Raw genomic sequence first — 18,382 nt, forward strand, 5'->3', positions numbered from 1 at the left:
CGTGGGACCAGTGTCCCATGCCCGGCGGCGGAGGCCGGGACCGGCGGCTACAGATCGAGTCCGTAGGTGCGGGTGGGCTCGACGCCGGGCGGGTTCTCCCGCTCGCCGAGGCGGACGAAGCCCATGCTCTCGTAGAGGGCGTGCGCGGTCGTCATCAGCGTGCCGCTGTTCATCACGACCCGCTGGAGGCCCCGCTCGGCGGCGAGCATCACGACGAACTCGGTGAGCAGCCGCCCGAGACCCCGCCCGCGTGCCTCCGGGGCGACGGCGAGCAGCCGCCAGTCCAGCTCGCCGGGGCGGCCGAGCTCGTACAGGTTCGCGCCCGGGCGCGCAGTGGTGACCGTCGCGAGGATCCGCCCGTCGCCCTCGACGGCGACCCAGACCTCGCCCTCGACGTCGTGCCGGGCGACCGCGGCGACGTCGGCGGCGTACTCCTCCCCCAGCTCGTAGTCGTGGGCGTAGGCGGCGAGCCGCAGGCGCGAGACCTCGTCGTACTCCTCCGCCCGGACGCGCCGGACCAGCACCTCGGCGGCGCTCATCCGCGCACCGGGGCCGGGAGAGCGCGCAGCCCGTGCTCCAGCGCCGCGGGGTCAGCGGCGAGGCAGACGCGGATCCAGCCCTCGCCGGTGCGGCCGAAGGCGCTGCCGGGCGCGACGGCGACGAGGGTCTCGAGGAGGAAGGACTCGACCCAGGAGGCGACGTCCCCGCCGGTCGCGTGCGCCATGTCGATCCACAGGTAGAACGCGCCCTCGGGCTCGCGGTAGGCGATCCCCCGCTCGTCGAGCACGCCCGTCGCGAGCCGCAGGTTGGCGAGGTAGTGGTCGGAGGCGGCGGCCACCGCGTCCTGCGGCCCGGTCAGAGCGGCGAGGGCGGCGCGCTGGTCCGGAGTGGCGACGCAGCTGATCGCCGCCTCCTGCACCGTGACCATGATCGACGTGAAGCCGGGAGGCGCCACGAGGTAGCCGACGCGGACGCCGGTCATCGCGTAGGTCTTCGAGAAGGAGAAGACGCTGAGGACGCGGTCGGCGTCGTCCCCGCGCTCCTGCGCGATCGCCGCGAGGCTCACGTGCGGGCGCCCGTAGGTGAAGTACTCGTAGACCTCGTCGCTGAGCACCCACAGGTCGTGGCGCCGGGCGATGTCGAGCAGGCGCTCGAGGACCTCCCTCGGGAACACCACGCCGAGCGGGTTGGACGGGCTGTTGACGATCAGGACGCGGGTCCGGTCGGTGATCAGGCGCTCGACCTCCTCGGGATCGGGGAGGAAGGCGTTCTCGGCGCGCAGCGTGTACGGCACGGGGACGGCGCCGATGGTCCGCGCGTTGGTCGTGAAGACGGTGTAGCCCGGGTCGGGGATGAGCACCTCGTCGCCGGGCCCGAGCAGGAGCGTCATCGCCTGGTGCAGCGCCTGCGTGGCGCCGACGGTCACCCACACCTGCTCGACGTCCGCCTCGATGCCGTTGTCTCGCGCCAGCTTCTCCACGAGGGCGCGCCGGAGCTCGGGGACTCCGCCGTTGGGCCCGTAGCGGGTGTCGTCGGCCGCCCACGCCGCCCGGGCCGCCTCGATGATGTGCGGCGCGGTCGGCACGTCGGGCTCGCCCACCGCGAGGAGGGTGACTCCGTCGAGCCGCAGCGCGATCTCGAACAGGTGGCGAATGCCCGAGGGCGGCACCGCGGAGAGGTGATCGGCGAGACGGGGCACCGGCGTCACGTTACCGGCGGGCCCGGACCGCGAGACGCCACGGCGGTCCGCCTCCCCTGGCGTGTCGCGCCGGCGGCCCCGACCCGGACGGCGCCGCACCCGCGGGCGCGGCGCGGTTGAAGGGTGACGACGGGTGCGCTAAAGTTCCTTGTTGGCTTGCGCTCCCCCTCCGGACACCCGGCAGGCGTGGAGTGATCAGAAGCCGGCGACCTCCAGTCGCACCGCAGGGCGTTCAGACGCCCGCGGAAGGGGCACTCCGTCGAGTAGCCGGCTGCACACACGCACATCCGAGAAGAAGGTAATCCACGTGGCAAACATCAAGTCGCAGATCAAGCGCAACCTCACCAACAAGAAGGCGAACGAGCGCAACAAGGCCGTCAAGAGCGAGCTGAAGACCGCCATCCGCTCGGTCCACACCGCCATCGCCGCCGGCGACACCGAGAAGGCCGGCACCGCCCTCGCCTTCGCCGCCAAGAAGCTCGACAAGGCCGCCAGCAAGGGCGTCATCCACAAGAACCAGGCCGCGAACCGCAAGTCGGCCATCGCGAAGCAGGTCGCCGCGCTGTAATACTGCGCGAAGCTGCAACGACGAAGGGTCCGGCCTCTGGCCGGGCCCTTCGTCGTTTCCGCTTCGCGGTCGACGGGCTCCTCGTGCCTCGTCGCCCGTCGCGCAGTCGGCTTCCGCGCTTGGTTGCGGTGGGAGGAGCGGGTTCCGTTCCGGGTACGTCGATCCGCTGACACGCGGATCGCCGGTGACCCTGCGAGGGCATCGTCCGGCTCTCGATCGGCTGCGGCCCGGTCGGCTACCGCGGAGGGTCGCGGTGGGAGGAGCGTCCTGCGTTCCGGGTACGACGATCCGCTGACACGCGGATCGGCGGTGACCCGTACCGATCTCGACGGGCTCCTCGTTCCTCGTCGCCCGTCGCGCGGTCGGCTCACAGGGGTGGTCGCGGTGGGAGGAGCGGGTTCCGTTCCGGGTACGACGATCCGCTGACACGCGGGTCGCCGGTGACCCTGCGAGGTCGTCGTCCGACTCTTCGTCGGCCGCGGTGCGACCCTGCGAGGGGAGGTGATCCCCTCACTGCTGGTCGAGTAGCCGCGGAGCAACGGGTCGAGACCCGCCGGGGACGAGGTCGGTGCTGATCGCGGGAGCAGGGCCTTTCGGGCGGGTCAGAGGCCCCGGGCGGAGACGACGGAGACCATGCGCTCGAGGGCGTAGACGGGGTCGCGGGTGGCGCCCTTCACGTTCGCGTCGGCGTCGGCGACCGTCAGGATCGCGGTGCCGAGCCCCTCGCCGGTCCAGCCCTGCAGGTCGCGCCGGGCCCGGTCCACCTGCCACGGAGCGAGGCCCAGACGCGAGGCGACCTGGCCCGAGCCCTCGCGCGAGCCGGCGACCTTCGCCATGGTCCGCAGCTTGCTCGCGAACGCGGCGACGATCGGTACCGGGTCGGCACCGGAGGCGAGGGCGTGGCGGAGCCCGAGCAGCGCCTCGCCGTGACGGCCCGCGATCGCGGAGTCGGCGACGGTGAAGGCCGTGGTCTCGACGCGGCCGCCGTAGTACTTCGCGACGGTCGCCTCGGTGATCTCGCCGGTGACGTCGGACAGCAGCTGCTGGCACGCCGACGCGAGCTCGTCGAGGTCGTCGGAGAAGGCAGACACCAGGGCTCGGACGGCACCGGTGGTCGCCGTGCGGCCGGCGGTGCGGAACTCGGCGATCGCGAAGTCGACCTTGTCGCTCTCGCGCTTGAGCTCGGCGCAGACGATCTCGATGCCGCCGCCCGTGCCCGAGCGGATGGCGTCGAGGAGCTTCTTGCCCCGGTTGCCGCCGCCGTGGCGGAGCACCAGGGTCGCCCCGTCCGCGGGCGCCGAGAGGTAGTCGAGGGTCTCGAGGAGGAACGCGTCCGTGCACTTCTCGACGTTCGAGACGCGGATGAGGCGGGGCTCGTCGAAGAGGGACGGGCTCGCGAGCGTCAGCAGCTCCCCCGGCGCGTAGCCGCCGGCGTCGATGTCGCTGACCTCGAGGCTCGGATCCTCGGCCCGGAGGAACTCACGGAGGAAGCGCAGCGCGCGGTCGGCGAGGAACTGCTCCGGGCCGGTGATCAGCACGATCGGCGCCGGCCGGGTCTGGTTCCAGGCGAGCTGCGGGATGGCCGCCTTCGAGGGCGCTGCCTTCGCGCGCGCCGGGGCCCTGCCTGCCATGCCGTGTCCTTCCGTGCCGCGCCCGTCCGAGCGCCCTCCACCCTACGGCCCGCTCACGGCGCCCCGAGGCCGCCGCGGGAGCCGTCGCGCCGCTCACCCAGACCGCGATCCCGTCGCTGCGGGACGCGAGCACGACCGTACCCTCGACATCCGACCTCAGCGCCTCGACCCCGCGCTCGGCCAGCAGAGCGAGGAGCGACGGATTCGGATGTCCGTAGTCGTTCTCCGCCCCGACGGAGATCAGCCCGACGCTCGCGCCGAGCGCGTCGTAGAGGGCGGGCGACTGGTCGGCGGAGCCGTGATGCGCGACCTTGACGACGTCGACCCGGCCGACCGGCAGCCGGGAGACGCGTCCCTGCTCCTGCTCGCCGAGGTCGCCCAGGAGCGCGACGGAGAGCGGGCCGCCGCGGGCGTCCGGGCCGATGTCGACCCGGAGGGTCACGCTCGCCTCGTTCCCCCGCAGCGCGCTCCGCCGCTCCGGCCACTCGACCCGCCAGCGCAGCGAGCCGAGCGCGCCGCTGTCGCCGCGGACCGCCTCCTGCACGGCGACCCCCGCGCCGGTGAGCGCCGCCCGGTCGCGCTCGTCGTCGCGGCCCGCGGCGGGCCCGACGAGCGCGGCGTCGGTCCGTCCGAGGACGGCCTGGAGCCCGCCGACGTGGTCGAGGTCGTAGTGAGTGAGCACCAGCAGCGGGATCCGGTCCACTCCCATCAGGCGGAGGCAGGCCTCGAGCGGTGCGGGCTCGGGCCCCGTGTCGACGAGCAGCACGCCCGCGTCTCCGCGGAGGAGGACCGCGTCGCCCTGCCCGACGTCGCACATCGCGACACGCCAGTCCTCGGGAACCGAGGCGGCGCGGAGGAGCGGCGTGGCGACGGTGGTGCCGCCGGCGGCGGCGATCGCGCACGCCAGCCCGACGGCGGCGACCCGGCGCACCCGCGCGAGCCGCGGCGACTGCGTGACCAGCACGAGGGCGAGCAGGGTCAGCACGGTGAGCGTGAGCGCTCCTCCTACTCCGGGCCACCAGGCGATCCTCGGGGCGGGCCACGAGTCGACGGCGCGGGCGATCGAGGCGATCCACCAGGCGGGGACGGCGGCGAGCCGGATCGCAGCGTCGGCGGCTCCGGGCCACCAGGGGGCGAGCAGGCAGCCGATGAGCCCGAGCCCGGTCGCGGCGGGTGCCGCGGGCTCGGCGAGCAGGTTGGCGAGCACTCCGTACACCGGCACCGACGGGTCCACGAGCAGCAGCACGGGCTGGCAGGCGAGCTGCGCCGCGGTCGGCACCGCGAGCAGCAGGGCGAGAGGCCGGGGCAGCACTCGACCGAGAGCGCCCGCGATCGGCTCGGCGAGCAGCAGGAGTCCGGCGGTGGCGAGGACGGACAGCACGAAGCCGAGCCTCCCCGCGATCGAGGGGTCGGCGGCCACGAGCACGACGACGGTCGCGAGCAGGGCGGGCACGGCCGCTCCGGAGCGACGCCCGAGCCGCGCGAGGAGGACCACCGTCGCCATCACGGCGGCCCGCACCACGCTCGGCTCGGGGGTCACCAGCACCACGAAGCCGGCGAGCAGGGCGAGGGCGGCGACGGTCCGGAGGCGGCGCCCGGCGCCGAGGAGCGCCGCGATCGTCCAGCCGGCGACCACCACCACGGCGCAGTTGGCGCCCGAGACGGCGGTCAGGTGGGTGAGCGACGCGGTGCGCATCGCCTCCTCGAGCCCCGCGTCGAGCGCGGACGTGTCGCCGGTCGCGAGGCCCGGCAGCAGCCCCGCCACGTCGCCGCCGACCAGCGCCGCGCGTTCGAGGAAGCGCGAGCGCAGCACCTCCGCGACGGCCGCCGCTCCCCCGGGACCGCGCCGGTCCTGAACGGACGCCGCCCTCAGCATCGTCGCCTCGCCGACAGACGCCTCCTGCGCCGCAGCACGCGCCTCCAGGTCGAGCTCGGCGCCCACGGGCAGACGACCGCCGGGATCGGCGAGCAGCACGCGGACGGGGGCCGCGGTCGACGCGTCTCCTACCCGCAGCGCCGTCGCGTCGAACCACACTCCCCCGGTCGCGAGCGGTCGGGCACCCGTGTCGACGCGCACGGTGACCGGAGTGAGGGCGCGATCCTCCTGGGCCTCCCGCAGCGACGCCGGGTGGCCACCGGGCGCCGCAGCGACGACGGAGGTGAGGGCCAGGACGGCACCCGCGCCCGCGACGAGCACCGCTCCGACCAGCCGCCCGCCGAGACCGCGCCGGAGCAGGACGCACGCCGCCCCGAGGAGCACCCAGCCCGCGGCGCACCACGAGAGGCCCCCGTCGAGCACTGCCGCGACCGGCAGCATCCCGGCCGCCCACGCGGTGGTCCACGCGGCCGCCGCTGCCGGCAGGAGCCGCAGGTCCGCCGCCCGCACGCTCCTCACGGCCCGACCTGGTCGCGGAACGCGGCGAGCGTCTTCTCGCCGATCCCGGGGACCTCGAGCAGCTGGTCGACGGAGGAGAACGGGCCGTTCGCCTCCCGGTGGGCGACGATCTTCTTCGCGGTCGCCGGGCCGATCTCGGGCAGCTCCTCCAGCTGGGCCGCCGTCGCCGTGCTCAGGCTCAGCACGGATCCGGCGGCGGAGGCTCCTCCTGGAGCGGCCCCGCCCGGAGCCGCTCCCGCCGCGGCCGGCGCCGCTCCCACGGCCGGCACGACGATCTGCTCGCCGTCCACGAGCCTCCGGGCCAGGTTGACCGCCGCGCGCTCCGCCGACTCCTGGAACCCTCCGGCGGCGGCGACCGCGTCCGCCACCCGCGCCTCCGGCGACAGGACGTACAGCCCCGGAGAGGCGACCTCGCCGGCCACGTGCACGTACAGCGACTCGACCGCCGCAGCAGCGGGCGCGCTCGTCGACACGGCGGGCTCCAGGACCCGCTCATGACCGCTCGACCGCGCTCCCGCGAGCAGCACCGCGACCACCGCGGCGCCGATGACGAGCACGACCGCCGCTCCCACTCCCACGCGCCAGCGCGGGCGGGCGCGGCGGGGCCGCAGCAGCGCCGTCAGCTGCTCGTCGTCCGTCCCGCTGGTCTCTGGCATCCGCCGACGGTAGGACCCGCGTCACCGCCCGGCGCGGCCGCCGACACCGATCCGGGGACAGCCCGCCGGATCGCCTCCCTGTGGAGGAGAGAGCAGCACCGGCGCAGGACGGACGACGGGGCCCCTCCTGCGAGAGGAGGAGCCCCGTCGGGACGGATCGGCGGCTAGACCGCCTTCGTCACCAGGTTCACCAGGCGCGGCGCCCGCACGATCGCCTTCACGACCTCGCGGCCGACGAGAGCCCGGGCGACGCCGGCCGTGGCCCGCGCCTTCTCCTCGAGCTCGTCGGAGGAGATCTTCGGCGAGACCTCGAGCCGGTCGCGGACCTTGCCGTCGACCTGCAGGATCGCCGTGACCTTCTCCTCGACCAGCAGCGACGGGTCGGCCTTGCGCCACAGGGCGTGCGCGACGGTGCCCTCGTAGCCCAGACGGTGCCACATGTCCTCGGCCGTGTACGGCGCGAACAGGTTGAGAGCCATCGCGACCACCTCGACCGCCTCGCGGACCGCGGGGTCCCCGGCCCCGGCACCCGAGTCGACGACCTTGCGGGTCGCGTTGACGAGCTCCATCAGCCGCGCGACCACGACGTTGAACTTGAACGCCTCGATCAGCGACGGGGACTCCGCGAGGAAGCGGTGGGTCTGGCGGCGCAGAGCCGCGTCGCCCGACTTCCACTCGACGTCGGGCCTCGAGGTGACGTCCTTCGCCAGGCGCCAGGCGCGGGCGAGGAACTTCGCGCTGCCGCCGGGCGAGACGTCGGCCCAGTCGATGTCGTCCTCGGGCGGGCCGGCGAACGCCATCGTCAGGCGCACGGCGTCGACGCCGAACTCGTCCAGCTGGTCCGAGAGGCGGACGATGTTGCCCTTCGACTTCGACATCGCTGCGCCGTCCATCTGCACCATGCCCTGGTTGAGCAGCGCCGTGAACGGCTCCGTGAACGACACGTAGCCCAGGTCGAACAGCACCTTGGTGATGAAGCGCGCGTACAGCAGGTGCAGGATCGCGTGCGTCACGCCCCCGACGTACTGGTCGACGGGCGCCCACTTCTCGGCGAGCTTCGGATCGAAGGCCTGCGTGTCGTCCTTCGGCGAGAGGAAGCGGAGGAAGTACCACGAGGAGTCGACGAAGGTGTCCATCGTGTCCGGGTCGCGGCGGGCGGGCGAGCCGTCCACCGGGTGCGGCACGTTCACCCAGTCCTCCGCCGCTCCGAGCGGCGACGATCCCTTCGGCTGCAGGTCGAGGCCGTCGGTGGAGGGCAGGACGACGGGCAGCTGGTCCTCGGGCACCGGCACGAGCTCGCCGTCGGCTCCGTGGATGATCGGGATGGGGGTGCCCCAGTAGCGCTGGCGCGAGATCAGCCAGTCGCGCAGGCGGTAGTTCTTGGCCGAGCGGCCGCGGCCGCGCTCCTCGAGCATCCTGATGACGCGCTCGATGGCGGTGCGCTTGGAGAGCCCGTCGAGCGGCCCGGAGTTGATCAGGCGGCCGTCGCCGGTCAGCGCCTCGCCGGTCGTGGCGGGGTCGAGCGAGTACTCCTTCTCGAGCGCGGCCAGCTCCTCCGGGTCCTCCGGGATGACCGGGATCGCCCCGGTGACGGACGCGTTGGTGTCGACGACCACGCGCACGGGCAGGTCGAAGGCGCGGGCGAAGTCGAGGTCGCGCTGGTCGTGCGCGGGCACGGCCATGACGGCTCCGTGGCCGTAGTCGGAGAGGACGTAGTCGGCGGCCCAGATCGGCAGCCGCTCGCCGTTCACGGGGTTCACCGCGTAGCGGCCGAGGAACACGCCGGTCTTGGGGCGGTCGGCGGTCAGGCGCTCGATCTCGCTCGACTTCTGCACCGTCTCGAGGTAGCTGCGGAACGCGTCGCGGATCGCGGGCTCGGAGCCCTCGACCAGCTCGGAGGCGAGGTCGGAGTCGGGCGCGACGACCATGAAGGTCGCCCCGTAGAGCGTGTCGGGGCGCGTGGTGAAGACGGTGACGCGCTCGTCGCGGCCCTCGATCTCGAACTCGACGTCGGCGCCGATGGAGCGGCCGATCCAGTTGCGCTGCATGGCGATGACCTTCGACGGCCAGGATCCCTCGAGCTGGTTCAGGTCGTCGAGCAGCCGGTCGGCGTAGTCGGTGATCTTGAAGTACCACTGCGTGAGCTTCTTCTTGACCACGACCGCGCCGGAGCGCTCGGAGGTGCCGTCCGCGAGGACCTGCTCGTTCGCCAGGACCGTCTGGTCCACCGGGTCCCAGTTGACCCAGCTGTCCTTGCGGTAGGCGAGGCCCTTCTCGTACATCTTGAGGAACAGCCACTGGTTCCACTTGTAGTACTCGGGGTCGGAGGTGTGCAGCACGCGGTCCCAGTCGAAGGACGCGGCGTAGCGCTTCATCGAGCGCTTCTGCTGCTCGATGTTGTCGTAGGTCCAGGTGACCGGATTCAGCCCGCGCTTGATCGCGGCGTTCTCGGCGGGCAGGCCGAAGCTGTCCCAGCCGATCGGGTGGAGGACGTTGAAGCCCTGCTGGCGCCAGTAGCGCGCGATCACGTCTCCGAGCGCGTACGCCTCGGCGTGGCCCATGTGCAGGTCGCCCGAGGGGTACGGGAACATGTCGAGCACGTACTTGCGGGGGCGCTTGTCGTCGGGGTCGTCCGTCGCGAACGGGCGCGTCTCCTCCCAGATCGGGAGCCACTTCTCCTGGAGCGCTCGGAAGTCGTAGCGCTCCTCGTCGCTCGCGCCGGTCTGCCGGGAGGTGTCTTCTGCCACAGGTGCTTCTCACTTCTGAAGGAGGGGGAGAACGCGCACGCGTGGGCGGCTGCGTTCGACCATCAACCCTACTGGCCCTGCGCGCACGGGAGACGAACGCGGCGCCCGCTCACTCCTCGGCGGCGCCCAGCACCGCGAGGAGCGCCCGCGCCTTCAGCCGCGTCTCCTCGACCTCCTCCTCCGGCACCGAGAGCGCGGTGATGCCGCCGCCGGTCCCCAGGCGGGCGCGCTCGCCGTCGAGCACGAGGGTGCGGATGGTCATCGCGAGGTCCAGCGAGCCGTCCGAGCCCAGGCGGCCGAAGGCGCCGGAGTAGACGCCGCGGGGACCGCCCTCCCACTCCCGCAGCAGCTCCACCGCCCGGCGCTTGGGCGCTCCCGTCATCGAGCCGGCCGGGAAGAGGGCTGCGATCAGCTCGGCGATCCCGACGCCCGGCGCGCGGCGGGCCGAGACCTCGCTGACCAGCTGGTGGACGTGCGGGTAGCTCTCCACCTCGAGCAGGCGGTCGACGACGACGGAGCCGGGGGCGGCGATCCGGGCGAGGTCGTTGCGGACGAGGTCCACGATCATCACGTTCTCGGCCCGCTCCTTCACGCTCGAGACGAGCTCGTCCCGGAGCGCGCGGTCCTCGTCGGCGTCCCGGCCCCGGGGGCGCGTGCCCTTGATGGGATGCGTGGCGACGCGTCCGTCGGCCCCGCCGGTGAGGAACCGCTCGGGCGAGGCGCTGACGAGCGCGAGCGGGTCGAGGCGGATCAGCCCGCCGTGATGGCTCGGGCTGGAGCGGCGGAGGCGACGGTACGCCTCGACCGGATCGAACCGGCCCTCGACGACGATCTCGTCGGTGAGGCAGAGCTGGTAGGCGTCCCCCGCGCGGATGGCCTCCTGGCAGCGGCCGATCAGCGCCGTGTACTCGGCGGCGGAGTGGCGGCGGACCGGGTCGCCGGCGGGCTCGGGATCCGCGGGGTCCGCGGGTGCGGGCGCGCCGACGAGCTCGAGCAGGCGCGCGGTGAGCTCCTGCACGTCTCCCGTGGCGACCAGGCGGACGGTCCGGGTGCCGTGGTCGAACTCGAGCACGGGGTCGCCCCGGAGCAGGGCGAGGGCCGGCGGATCCGCGGGGCCGGTCGGCGCCGAGGGCAGGGAGACGGAGGCGGCTCCCGCCTCGTAGGAGATCCAGCCGTAGCGGCCGAGCGCGCGGTCGCCCGCGGGGGCCTCGTCGTCGACCGCGGCGAGCGCCGCCGCCACGTCGCCGCCGGCCTCGACGAGGAGCACGTCCCCGCGGGCGCACGCGCCGAGGTAGGAGCGGCCGCTCGTCGCTCCGAGGCCCGAGTCGAGCCAGAACGACGCCTCGGCCGTGGCGAACAGGGCGTGGTGCGCGAGCTCCGGATCGACCCAGGGCAGCTCGATCGAGCGGACGTGCCGATCCTCCGAGACCACTGGGCTAGCGTAGGCGGTCGTGGACGGCGAGCAGGTTCGGGAGTGGGACGGGCGGGCCCTGACGAGCGTTCCCGAGCCGCCCGGCACCTCCCTGGACGCGGCCGACTCCTGGCTGGTGGACGAGGGACGCGTCCGCGGGCTCGACCTGCACCGCGAGCGGTTCGCCGCCTCCGTCGCTTCGGCGGGCGGGCACCCGGACGTCGAGCCGTTCCTCCACGCCGCGATCGCCGCCCTGCCCCGCGAGGGCCGCTCCTTCCCCCGCGTCGAGCTCTCCTTAGGCGCCCTGCGGCTCCGGCTGCGATCCGCCCCGCCGACGACCCGCTCCGTGGTGCTGTGGACGAGCCCCGTGGATCCGCGCCGGACGCCGTCCTGGAAGGGGCCGGACATCGCACGTCTCGCCCTCCTGCGGACGCGCGCGCACGCCGCGGGAGCGGACGAGGCCGTGCTGCTCGACGCCGACGGCGCCGTCATCGACGGAGCGAGCAGCGCGATCCTGTGGTGGCTGGGCGATGCGCTGGTCGTCCCTCCGGCGACGAGTACGCGCGTGCGCAGCGTGACGGCTCGCACCGTCTCGGTGCTCGCCGGCGCGCTCGGCGTGGACGTGATCGAGGCCCCGGCCGAGCCGGAGTCGCTCGAGGGCCGTGAGGTCTGGACGGCCAACGCCCTGCACGGTCTCCGGCTGGCGACCGCCTGGGTGGACGGACCGGCGCTCGCCGCGGAGCCGGGTCGCCTGGACGCCTGGCGGAAGCGGCTGGACGCTCTCAGGCGGCCCCTCCCGGCGCTCTGACCCGCGGAGGACCTCAGCTCCCGCGCGTCCCCCAGACGGAGGGCCCCCGTTCCGGTCGCACTCGTGCGTCCGCCGTGCGAGCATCGAGTACCCCCTCTTCCGGCCCCCGCCGGCCACTCGAGAAAGTCCTGCGATGACGCGTTCCCCCTCCCCCCGCCCCCTCGCCTCCGGGCTGATCGCGCTCGTCGCGACCGGTGCCCTGCTCTTCGGCGCGACCCCGGCCCTCGCCGCGGAGAACCCGCAGAAGCCCCTGTCCTCCTCCGAGGAGGCGCCGACCGGCCTCGCTCCCGCGAGCGAGTCGCCCGAGGCCGCCCAGCAGACCGCCCGCGCGGCCGTCAGCTACTACAACGCCCTCGTCGGCGGCGAGGAGCTGGCCGCCGGACAGCGGATCGTCTCGGGCACGAACGGCTACTCGTTCCGGATGCAGACCGACGGCAACGCGGTGGTCTACGACCCGCAGGGCCGCCCCACCTTCGCGACGAACACCCAGGGCCGCGGCGACCACCTGGTCATGCAGACCGACGGCAACATGGTCGTCTACTCCGCCAAGGGCGGCCCCGTGTGGAGCACGAACACGATCAACGAGGCGGGCGCCTCGGTGATCATGCAGCCCGACGGCAACCTCGTCGTCTACCGCGAGAACGGCTCGCCCGCCTGGGCGAGCAGCGTCCGCCGCGTCATCGCCGAGCCGGTGACCGACACGCTGTTCACGGAGCAGACCCTCCGCCCCGTCCACCAGCTCACCTCCGCCGACGGCCGCTTCAGCGCCGTCATGCAGAACGACGGCAACTTCGTCGGCTACGGCCCCCAGGGCGCCGTCTGGGGCACCGGCACCGGCGGCTCCGGCAACCGCATCACCATGCAGAAGGACGGCAACGCCGTCATCTACGGCTCCGACGGCTCCGTCAAGTGGTTCTCGGGCACGCGCGGCAAGGACCTCCGCCTGGGCATCAACAACGCCGGCTCGCTGATCATCGTGAACCCGTCCGAGGACGTGATCTGGACCAGCCAGGCCGCCTTCCCCTCGACCACCCTCTACGCGGCGAACTCGCTCGAGGCGGGCAGCTTCCTCCGCTCCGCGAACGGCGTCTACCGAGCGGTGATGCAGGCGGACGGCAACTTCGTCGTCTACGGCAAGAACGGCCCGATCTGGGCGTCGAAGACCACCCGCGCAGGCGGCTTCTTCGCCCTCGACACCAGCGGGCAGATCGCCGTGGGCACCGAGACGACGAGCGGATGGTCGGTCGTCCCGCCCGCCGCGTCGGTCGGCCCCTACAAGCTCGTCATGCAGGACGACGGCAACCTCGTCGAGTACGACAGCCGCCGCGCGGTCTGGGCCAGCCGCGGCTGACGCCCCTCCGCCACGACGCCCCCTGGTCCCCGGACCGGGGGGCGTCGTCGTCTCCCCCGCCGTGGGACGATTCCCCGACCCCGCCGCCCTCCCCGACAGGACCCCTGCGATGACGCACCTCCCCTCCGGCCGCTCCCTGACCGCCTCCCTCGCGGCGCTCGCCGCCACGAGCGCGCTCCTGCTGGGCTCGCTGCCCGCCGCCGCGGTCGAGGCCCCGCCCTCGGCGTCCTCCGCCGTCGCCTCCGCCGCGGTCCTCCGTGCCGGCGAGCAGCTCGCGCGCGGCGAGCGCCTGGTGTCCCCCGACGGCGCCTCCTCCCTCGTGATGCAGACCGACGGCAACGCCGTGGTCTACGCCGCCGGCGGCCGTCCCACCTGGGCCTCGGGCACGCAGGGGCGCGGCGACAGCCTGCGGATGCAGGACGACGGCAACCTCGTCGTGTACGCCGCGGACGGGCGCCCGGTCTGGGCGAGCGGCACGGTGGCCGACCCCGGCGGCGAGCTGCGGATGCAGGACGACGGCAATCTCGTCATCTACCGCCGCAGCGGCTCGGCCGCGTGGGCCAGCAGCATCGGCGGCCGGATCGACGAGCCGCGCACCGACACCCTCCGCCGCGGCAGCACCCTCTACGCGGGGAACCGGCTCGCCACCCCGGGAGGCACCACGGCGGTGATGCAGGCGGACGGCAACCTCGTCGTCTACGGGCAGGGCGGGGCTCTCTGGGCGAGCGGCACCCGCGGCCGGGGCAACGTCCTCCGGATGCAGGACGACGGGAACGCCGTGGTCTACACCGCGGACGGCGCGCCCGTCTGGGCCTCGGACACGTCCGGCGAGCCGGGCGCCACGATGGTCCTCCGCGAGGGCGATCTCCGGATCGCGGACGACTCCGGCGTCCTCTGGAGCAGTGCCGCGCTCGTCGTGCGCGACTCGCTCTCCCCGAGCGGCCTCGTCGTCGCGGGCACGCGGCTGACCTCGGCGAGCGGGCAGTGGCGGGCTGAGATGCAGCGCGACGGCAACTTCGTCGTCTACGGGCCGAACGGCGCGGACTGGGCGACGAACACCTCCTCCGCCTCCGGCGCCGCCTTCTCGATGAGCTCCGAGGGCCGGCTCGACGTGGCCGACTCCCGGATCCTCTGGCTGCGGTTCCCGAGGATCTCCTTCGGCATCGGCCAGAGCGGCGTCGTCGCGCCCTACCGCCTCGTGCTGCAGGACGACGGCCGCCTCGTCGAGTACGACGGCATCGGACGGGCCGTCTGGGCCAGCAGGGGCTGACGCGCGACGCATGATGGAGGGGTGAGCGACCCCGGCGACTTCATCCGCTCGGCCCTGGAGTACGAGGGCGACGTCTGGCGCGCGCAGGACGTGCGCGAGCGCCTGGGATCAGGGCTCGACTCGACGGGCGCCTCGGTCGGGGCGGTCCGCGGCACCGTCCGCGACGCGCTGAGGAAGTTCCGCTCGCTCGAGCACGACGACGTGACCGCCCTCTCCTCCGAGCTGTGGGAGCAGGCGGTGTTCGAGCCGCGGCTGGCGGCCGTCGTGCTGCTGCAGTCCCGAGCCGAGTGGCTGCGCGGCTCCGACCTCACCCGGCTCGAGGGCTTCGTCCGCGACTCCCGCGTGGACGAGCTGAGCGACCCGCTGGCCCGCGACGTCGTCGCTCCGCTCCTGGCCGGGCTGCGCGGTGCGGCGCGGACCCGGGCGGACGCGGTCCTCGACCGCTGGGAGGCGGAGGGCGGGCGCCTGGCGCGCGCGGCCTCCCTGGCGCGGGCCTCGGTCCGGACGGAGCACGGCTGAACGGCCGCTCGGACCGACCGCCCCGCGGAGCCGGACGCCTGCTCAGGCGGCCCGGTACTCCTGAGCCGCCGTGCCGTCCGCCACCCGGATCCGCGTGTCGAACTCCAGGCCCGGATCGACCCGGTGCGCGATCAGGACCACCGTCCGCCCCTCGGCGGCGCGGAGCAGATCCCCGAGCAGGGCGTCGGCCACGGGAGCGTCCACCGACGCCGTCGGCTCGTCCAGCACCAGGACGCGGAAATCGGCCAGGAGTGCGCGTGCGAGGGCGATCCGCTGAGCCTGGCCGCCCGAGACGAGCGAGCCCCGCTCCCCCACCCGCGCGTCGAGCCCGCCGCGTGCAGCGACCCAGGGCCCGAGCCCGACCCGCTCGAGCACCGCCTCGAGCACGGCGCCATCGGCCTCGGGCCGCGCGAAGAGGAGGTTCTGCCGGATCGTGTCGTCGAAGAGGTACGGCTGCTGCTCCACGAGTCCGACCCGCTTCCGCACCTCCGCCTGCGGCAGCGTCCGCGCCTCGACCCCGCCCAGGAGGTAGCTGCCGGAGTGGTCGAGGAAGCGCACCAGAGCGTGCGCGAGCGTCGTCTTCCCGGAGCCGCTGCCGCCGGTGACGAGGACGCGCGCACCCTCCGGCAGGTCGAGCGAGACGCCCCGCAGCGCGGGCGTGTGCGCGCCGGGCCAGCTCACCGACAGGTCGCGCAGGACGATGCCGGCGCCCCGGGGAGCCGGGGCATCCGGGTCCACGTCCGCGTCGGTCGCGAGCGCCGGCGACGCCGCCTCGGCGTCCAGATCGGCCAGGCGCTGAGCGCTCGAGAGCGCGGTGCGCGCCGCCTGCACGGCGAGCGGCGCGGCGGCGGCGACCTCGAAGACCGCGAGCGGCACGAGCGCGACGACTCCCAGCGCCGGACCGCCGAGGTCGCCGATCGCCGGGATCCCGAGCGCGAGGCCCGCCCAGACCGCACCGCCCGAGCAGAGGGCGAGGACGGCCGCGGCCAGTCCGGCGGAGGCCGCCCGCCGACGCGCCGCCCGGGCGAGCGACTCCTCCGCGCGTGCCACGTCCGCCAGAGCGTCACCCGCCGCATCGAAGGCGATGAGCACGTCGAGGCGGGTGACCAGCAGGTTGAGGCGCTCGGCGAGCTCCCCGCGCAGCGGCGCCAGCTCGCGATCCGCCTGCGCGGAGAGCCGGCCGGCGCCCAGGGCCCCACCGGCGAAGGCGAGGACCAGCAGCGCCAGCAGCACGGCGCCCATCGCCGGCAGCAGCAGCCAGACGCCGACCACCGAGACCGCAGCGACCAGCGCCGCGACGACCAGCGGCTGCACGACGCGCAGCGGCACGTCCTGCTGGGCGTCGACGTCCGCCACCACCCGGGAGACCAGGTCGCCGCGGCGCACGCGGCCCAGCCCGTCCGGCGCGACCGGCACCAGGCGCTCGTAGACGCCCGCCCGGAGCTCCGCGAGCGCGCGGAAGGCGGCGTCGTGGCCGGTCAGCCGCTCGAGGTAGCGGAAGAAGGCCCGCGCCAGCGCGAAGGCCCGCACGCCCACGACGGCCATGGAGAGGAACAGGATCGGCGGCTGCTCGGCCGCGCGGACGATCAGCCAGGCGGAGCAGGCCAGCAGCGCCACGACGGCGGAGGAGGAGAGCAGCCCGAAGGACAGACCCGGCAGGAAGCGGCGCGGCCCGGGCATCGCGGCGCGGAGGACGTCGGAGCGGTTCACCTCGCGACCGCCTCCGCCGGCGCCAGGGCGATCACGGCGTCGGCCGCCGCGACGGTCGCGGGCCGGTGGCTGGCGACGACGACGATCGTCCCGCTCTCCGCCAGCGACCTGAGTCCGGCGAGCAGCGCCCGCTCGGACTCGTCGTCGAGGGCGGCGGTCGGCTCGTCCAGGGCCAGCACCGCGCACCCGCGCTCGAGCAGGCGGTGCACAGCGCGGGCGACGGCGACACGGGCGCTCTGCCCGCCCGAGAGGCCCGTCCCCTCGGCGTCGAGCCGGCGCTCGGGGTCCACGTCGACGGCGGCGATCGCCAGGGCCCGCCGCACGCGCTCGGGGTCCGGCGAGAGTGCTCCGAGCCCGACGGCGGAGGCGACGCTCCCCGGGAGAAGGTCGGGCCGCTGGCCCGCCCAGGCGAGCGTCGACCGCAGATCCGCGACCGGCGACCCGCCGAGCAGCAGCGTGCCCGAGAAGGGCACGAAGCCCGCGAGCGCGGCGATCAGCGTCGACTTCCCCGACCCGCTGGGCCCGGTCACCACGGTGATCGACCCGACGGGGAGCACCGCGTCGACAGGAGCGAGCGTCCGCCCGCGTCCGTCGTCGACCGCGAGACCCCGCAGCTCGAGCGCCCCCGTCGCCGCCGGGGCCTTCCCGCGAGCGGGCAGGGCCGCCGCGCGCTCGAGGACGGCGAAGGCGCGGTCCGCCGCCTGCACCCCGTCCGCCGCCGCATGGAACTCGGCACCGACCTGGCGCACCGGCAGGAACACGTCCGGCGCCAGCACCAGGACGAACAGCCCGACGGCCAGCCCCAGCGAGCCGTCGACGAGCCGCAGCCCGATCGAGACGGCGACCAGTGCGACCGAGAGCGAGCCGGCGAGCTCCAGCACGAAGCCGCTGACGAAGGTCACCCGCAGCACCTTCATCGTGTGCACGCGGTAGTCCTCGGTCAGCGCGCGGATCCGCGTCGCCTGCCGCTCGGCCCGCCCGAAGATCTTGAGTGTTGCGAGGCCGCCGACGGTGTCGACGAAGCCGGACGCGAGCGCCTGCAGCCGCTCCCACTGCCGCGCCTGCACGACCTGAGTCGCCCAGCCGATCAGCACCATGAACACCGGGATGAGCGGCAGGGTCACCACCAGGAACACCGCGCTGAGCGGATCGGCGAGGAAGACCACGAGCGTCAGGAGCGGCGTCGCCACCGCGGTGGCGATCAGCTGCGGGAGGTAGCGGGCGAAGTAGCCGTCGAGGGAGTCCAGTCCGCCGCCCAGCAGCGCGACGACCCCGCCCGAGCCCCCTTCGGAGCGGCCCGCCGGGCCGAGCTCGACCAGTGCGGCGAGGACCGCCTGCCGCAGCTGCGCCTTCGCTCCTGCTCCTCCGCGCACCGCGTTCACCTCGGTCGCCCAGGCGAGAGCCGCCCGCGCCGCGACGACCGCGAGCAGGGCGGCCAGCAGCGGCGCGAGATCGTCGGCGCTCCTCCCGTCGACCGCACCGGCCACCAGCTGCGCCACGAGCCACGCGAAGGCGACGATCGCCAGGGTCCTCGCCAGCGCGAGCACCCCGCCGAGCAGGAGGAACACGCGGGCCGCCCGGGCGTAGCGGAGCAGGCGCGGATCGAGGGGCTTCACG

General features: G+C 74.5%; 14 protein-coding genes. 5 read left to right on the forward strand and 9 right to left on the reverse strand.

Annotated features, from left to right (window positions below):
* Window positions 1-47: 47 nt before the first annotated feature.
* Together C5C44_RS00515 and C5C44_RS00520 are read right to left on the reverse strand one after the other, a co-directional pair.
* A complete protein-coding gene (locus C5C44_RS00515) occupies window positions 48-539 on the reverse strand; it encodes a GNAT family N-acetyltransferase (RefSeq protein ID WP_104248214.1) in 492 nt (163 codons plus the stop codon).
* The gene (locus C5C44_RS00520) at window positions 536-1,699 is read right to left on the reverse strand and encodes a pyridoxal phosphate-dependent aminotransferase (protein ID WP_104335073.1); all 1,164 of its coding nucleotides are present in this window, start codon (window positions 1,697-1,699) and stop codon (window positions 536-538) included. Before C5C44_RS00520 ends, C5C44_RS00515 begins: the two co-directional genes overlap by 4 nt.
* A 307-nt stretch (window positions 1,700-2,006) precedes the next feature.
* Here C5C44_RS00520 and rpsT point away from each other — a divergent pair, with 307 nt between their 5' ends.
* The gene (gene rpsT / locus C5C44_RS00525; RefSeq protein ID WP_097165711.1) at window positions 2,007-2,267 is read left to right on the forward strand and encodes a 30S ribosomal protein S20; all 261 of its coding nucleotides are present in this window, start codon (window positions 2,007-2,009) and stop codon (window positions 2,265-2,267) included.
* A 602-nt stretch (window positions 2,268-2,869) separates the two neighbouring features.
* Here the strand turns inward: rpsT and holA are convergent.
* The 5 genes from holA to pabB form a co-directional block, all read right to left on the reverse strand.
* Window positions 2,870-3,847 carry a DNA polymerase III subunit delta gene (holA, locus tag C5C44_RS17270; RefSeq protein ID WP_258059737.1) on the reverse strand — a complete coding sequence of 326 codons (978 nt, stop codon included), beginning with the start codon at window positions 3,845-3,847 and terminating at the stop codon, window positions 2,870-2,872.
* Window positions 3,747-6,293 (reverse strand): ComEC/Rec2 family competence protein, encoded by a 2,547-nt coding sequence (locus C5C44_RS00535; RefSeq protein WP_146084279.1) that lies wholly within the window; start codon window positions 6,291-6,293, stop codon window positions 3,747-3,749. The genes holA and C5C44_RS00535 overlap by 101 nt, the downstream gene beginning before the upstream one ends.
* Window positions 6,290-6,949, reverse strand: coding sequence for a ComEA family DNA-binding protein (locus tag C5C44_RS00540; protein ID WP_104335075.1), 660 nt, complete (start codon window positions 6,947-6,949; stop codon window positions 6,290-6,292). The genes C5C44_RS00535 and C5C44_RS00540 overlap by 4 nt, the downstream gene beginning before the upstream one ends.
* 164 nt (window positions 6,950-7,113) lie before the next feature.
* The gene (gene leuS / locus C5C44_RS00545) at window positions 7,114-9,696 is read right to left on the reverse strand and encodes a leucine--tRNA ligase (protein ID WP_104225642.1); all 2,583 of its coding nucleotides are present in this window, start codon (window positions 9,694-9,696) and stop codon (window positions 7,114-7,116) included.
* Window positions 9,697-9,805: 109 nt separating this feature from the next.
* Window positions 9,806-11,128: an aminodeoxychorismate synthase component I gene (gene pabB, locus C5C44_RS00550; protein ID WP_104308338.1), complete on the reverse strand. Its 1,323-nt coding sequence runs from the start codon at window positions 11,126-11,128 to the stop codon at window positions 9,806-9,808.
* Window positions 11,129-11,147: 19 nt separating this feature from the next.
* Between pabB and C5C44_RS00555 the strand changes: the two genes are divergently transcribed.
* The 4 genes from C5C44_RS00555 to C5C44_RS00570 all read left to right on the forward strand — a co-directional run bounded on the left by C5C44_RS00555 (window position 11,148) and on the right by C5C44_RS00570 (window position 15,055).
* Complete coding sequence (locus C5C44_RS00555) at window positions 11,148-11,915, forward strand: aminotransferase class IV (protein WP_258066593.1); 768 nt, start codon at window positions 11,148-11,150, stop codon at window positions 11,913-11,915.
* Between the two features lie 133 nt (window positions 11,916-12,048).
* On the forward strand, window positions 12,049-13,266 hold the full coding sequence (locus C5C44_RS00560) for a hypothetical protein (protein WP_104335076.1): 1,218 nt from the start codon (window positions 12,049-12,051) through the stop codon (window positions 13,264-13,266).
* Between the two features lie 109 nt (window positions 13,267-13,375).
* The gene (locus C5C44_RS00565; RefSeq protein ID WP_104335077.1) at window positions 13,376-14,536 is read left to right on the forward strand and encodes a hypothetical protein; all 1,161 of its coding nucleotides are present in this window, start codon (window positions 13,376-13,378) and stop codon (window positions 14,534-14,536) included.
* A gap of 21 nt (window positions 14,537-14,557) precedes the next feature.
* The gene (locus C5C44_RS00570; protein WP_104225639.1) at window positions 14,558-15,055 is read left to right on the forward strand and encodes a DNA alkylation repair protein; all 498 of its coding nucleotides are present in this window, start codon (window positions 14,558-14,560) and stop codon (window positions 15,053-15,055) included.
* Between the two features lie 42 nt (window positions 15,056-15,097).
* Here C5C44_RS00570 and cydC read toward each other — a convergent pair whose 3' ends face one another.
* Window positions 15,098-16,765: a thiol reductant ABC exporter subunit CydC gene (cydC, locus tag C5C44_RS00575; RefSeq protein WP_104261742.1), complete on the reverse strand. Its 1,668-nt coding sequence runs from the start codon at window positions 16,763-16,765 to the stop codon at window positions 15,098-15,100.
* Window positions 16,762-18,381 carry a thiol reductant ABC exporter subunit CydD gene (gene cydD / locus C5C44_RS00580; protein ID WP_104335078.1) on the reverse strand — a complete coding sequence of 540 codons (1,620 nt, stop codon included), beginning with the start codon at window positions 18,379-18,381 and terminating at the stop codon, window positions 16,762-16,764. The genes cydC and cydD overlap by 4 nt, the downstream gene beginning before the upstream one ends.
* Between the last annotated feature and the right edge of the window lies 1 nt (window position 18,382).

It is taken from the genome of Rathayibacter sp. AY1F6, assembly GCF_002932035.1.
Taxonomy (GTDB): domain Bacteria; phylum Actinomycetota; class Actinomycetes; order Actinomycetales; family Microbacteriaceae; genus Rathayibacter.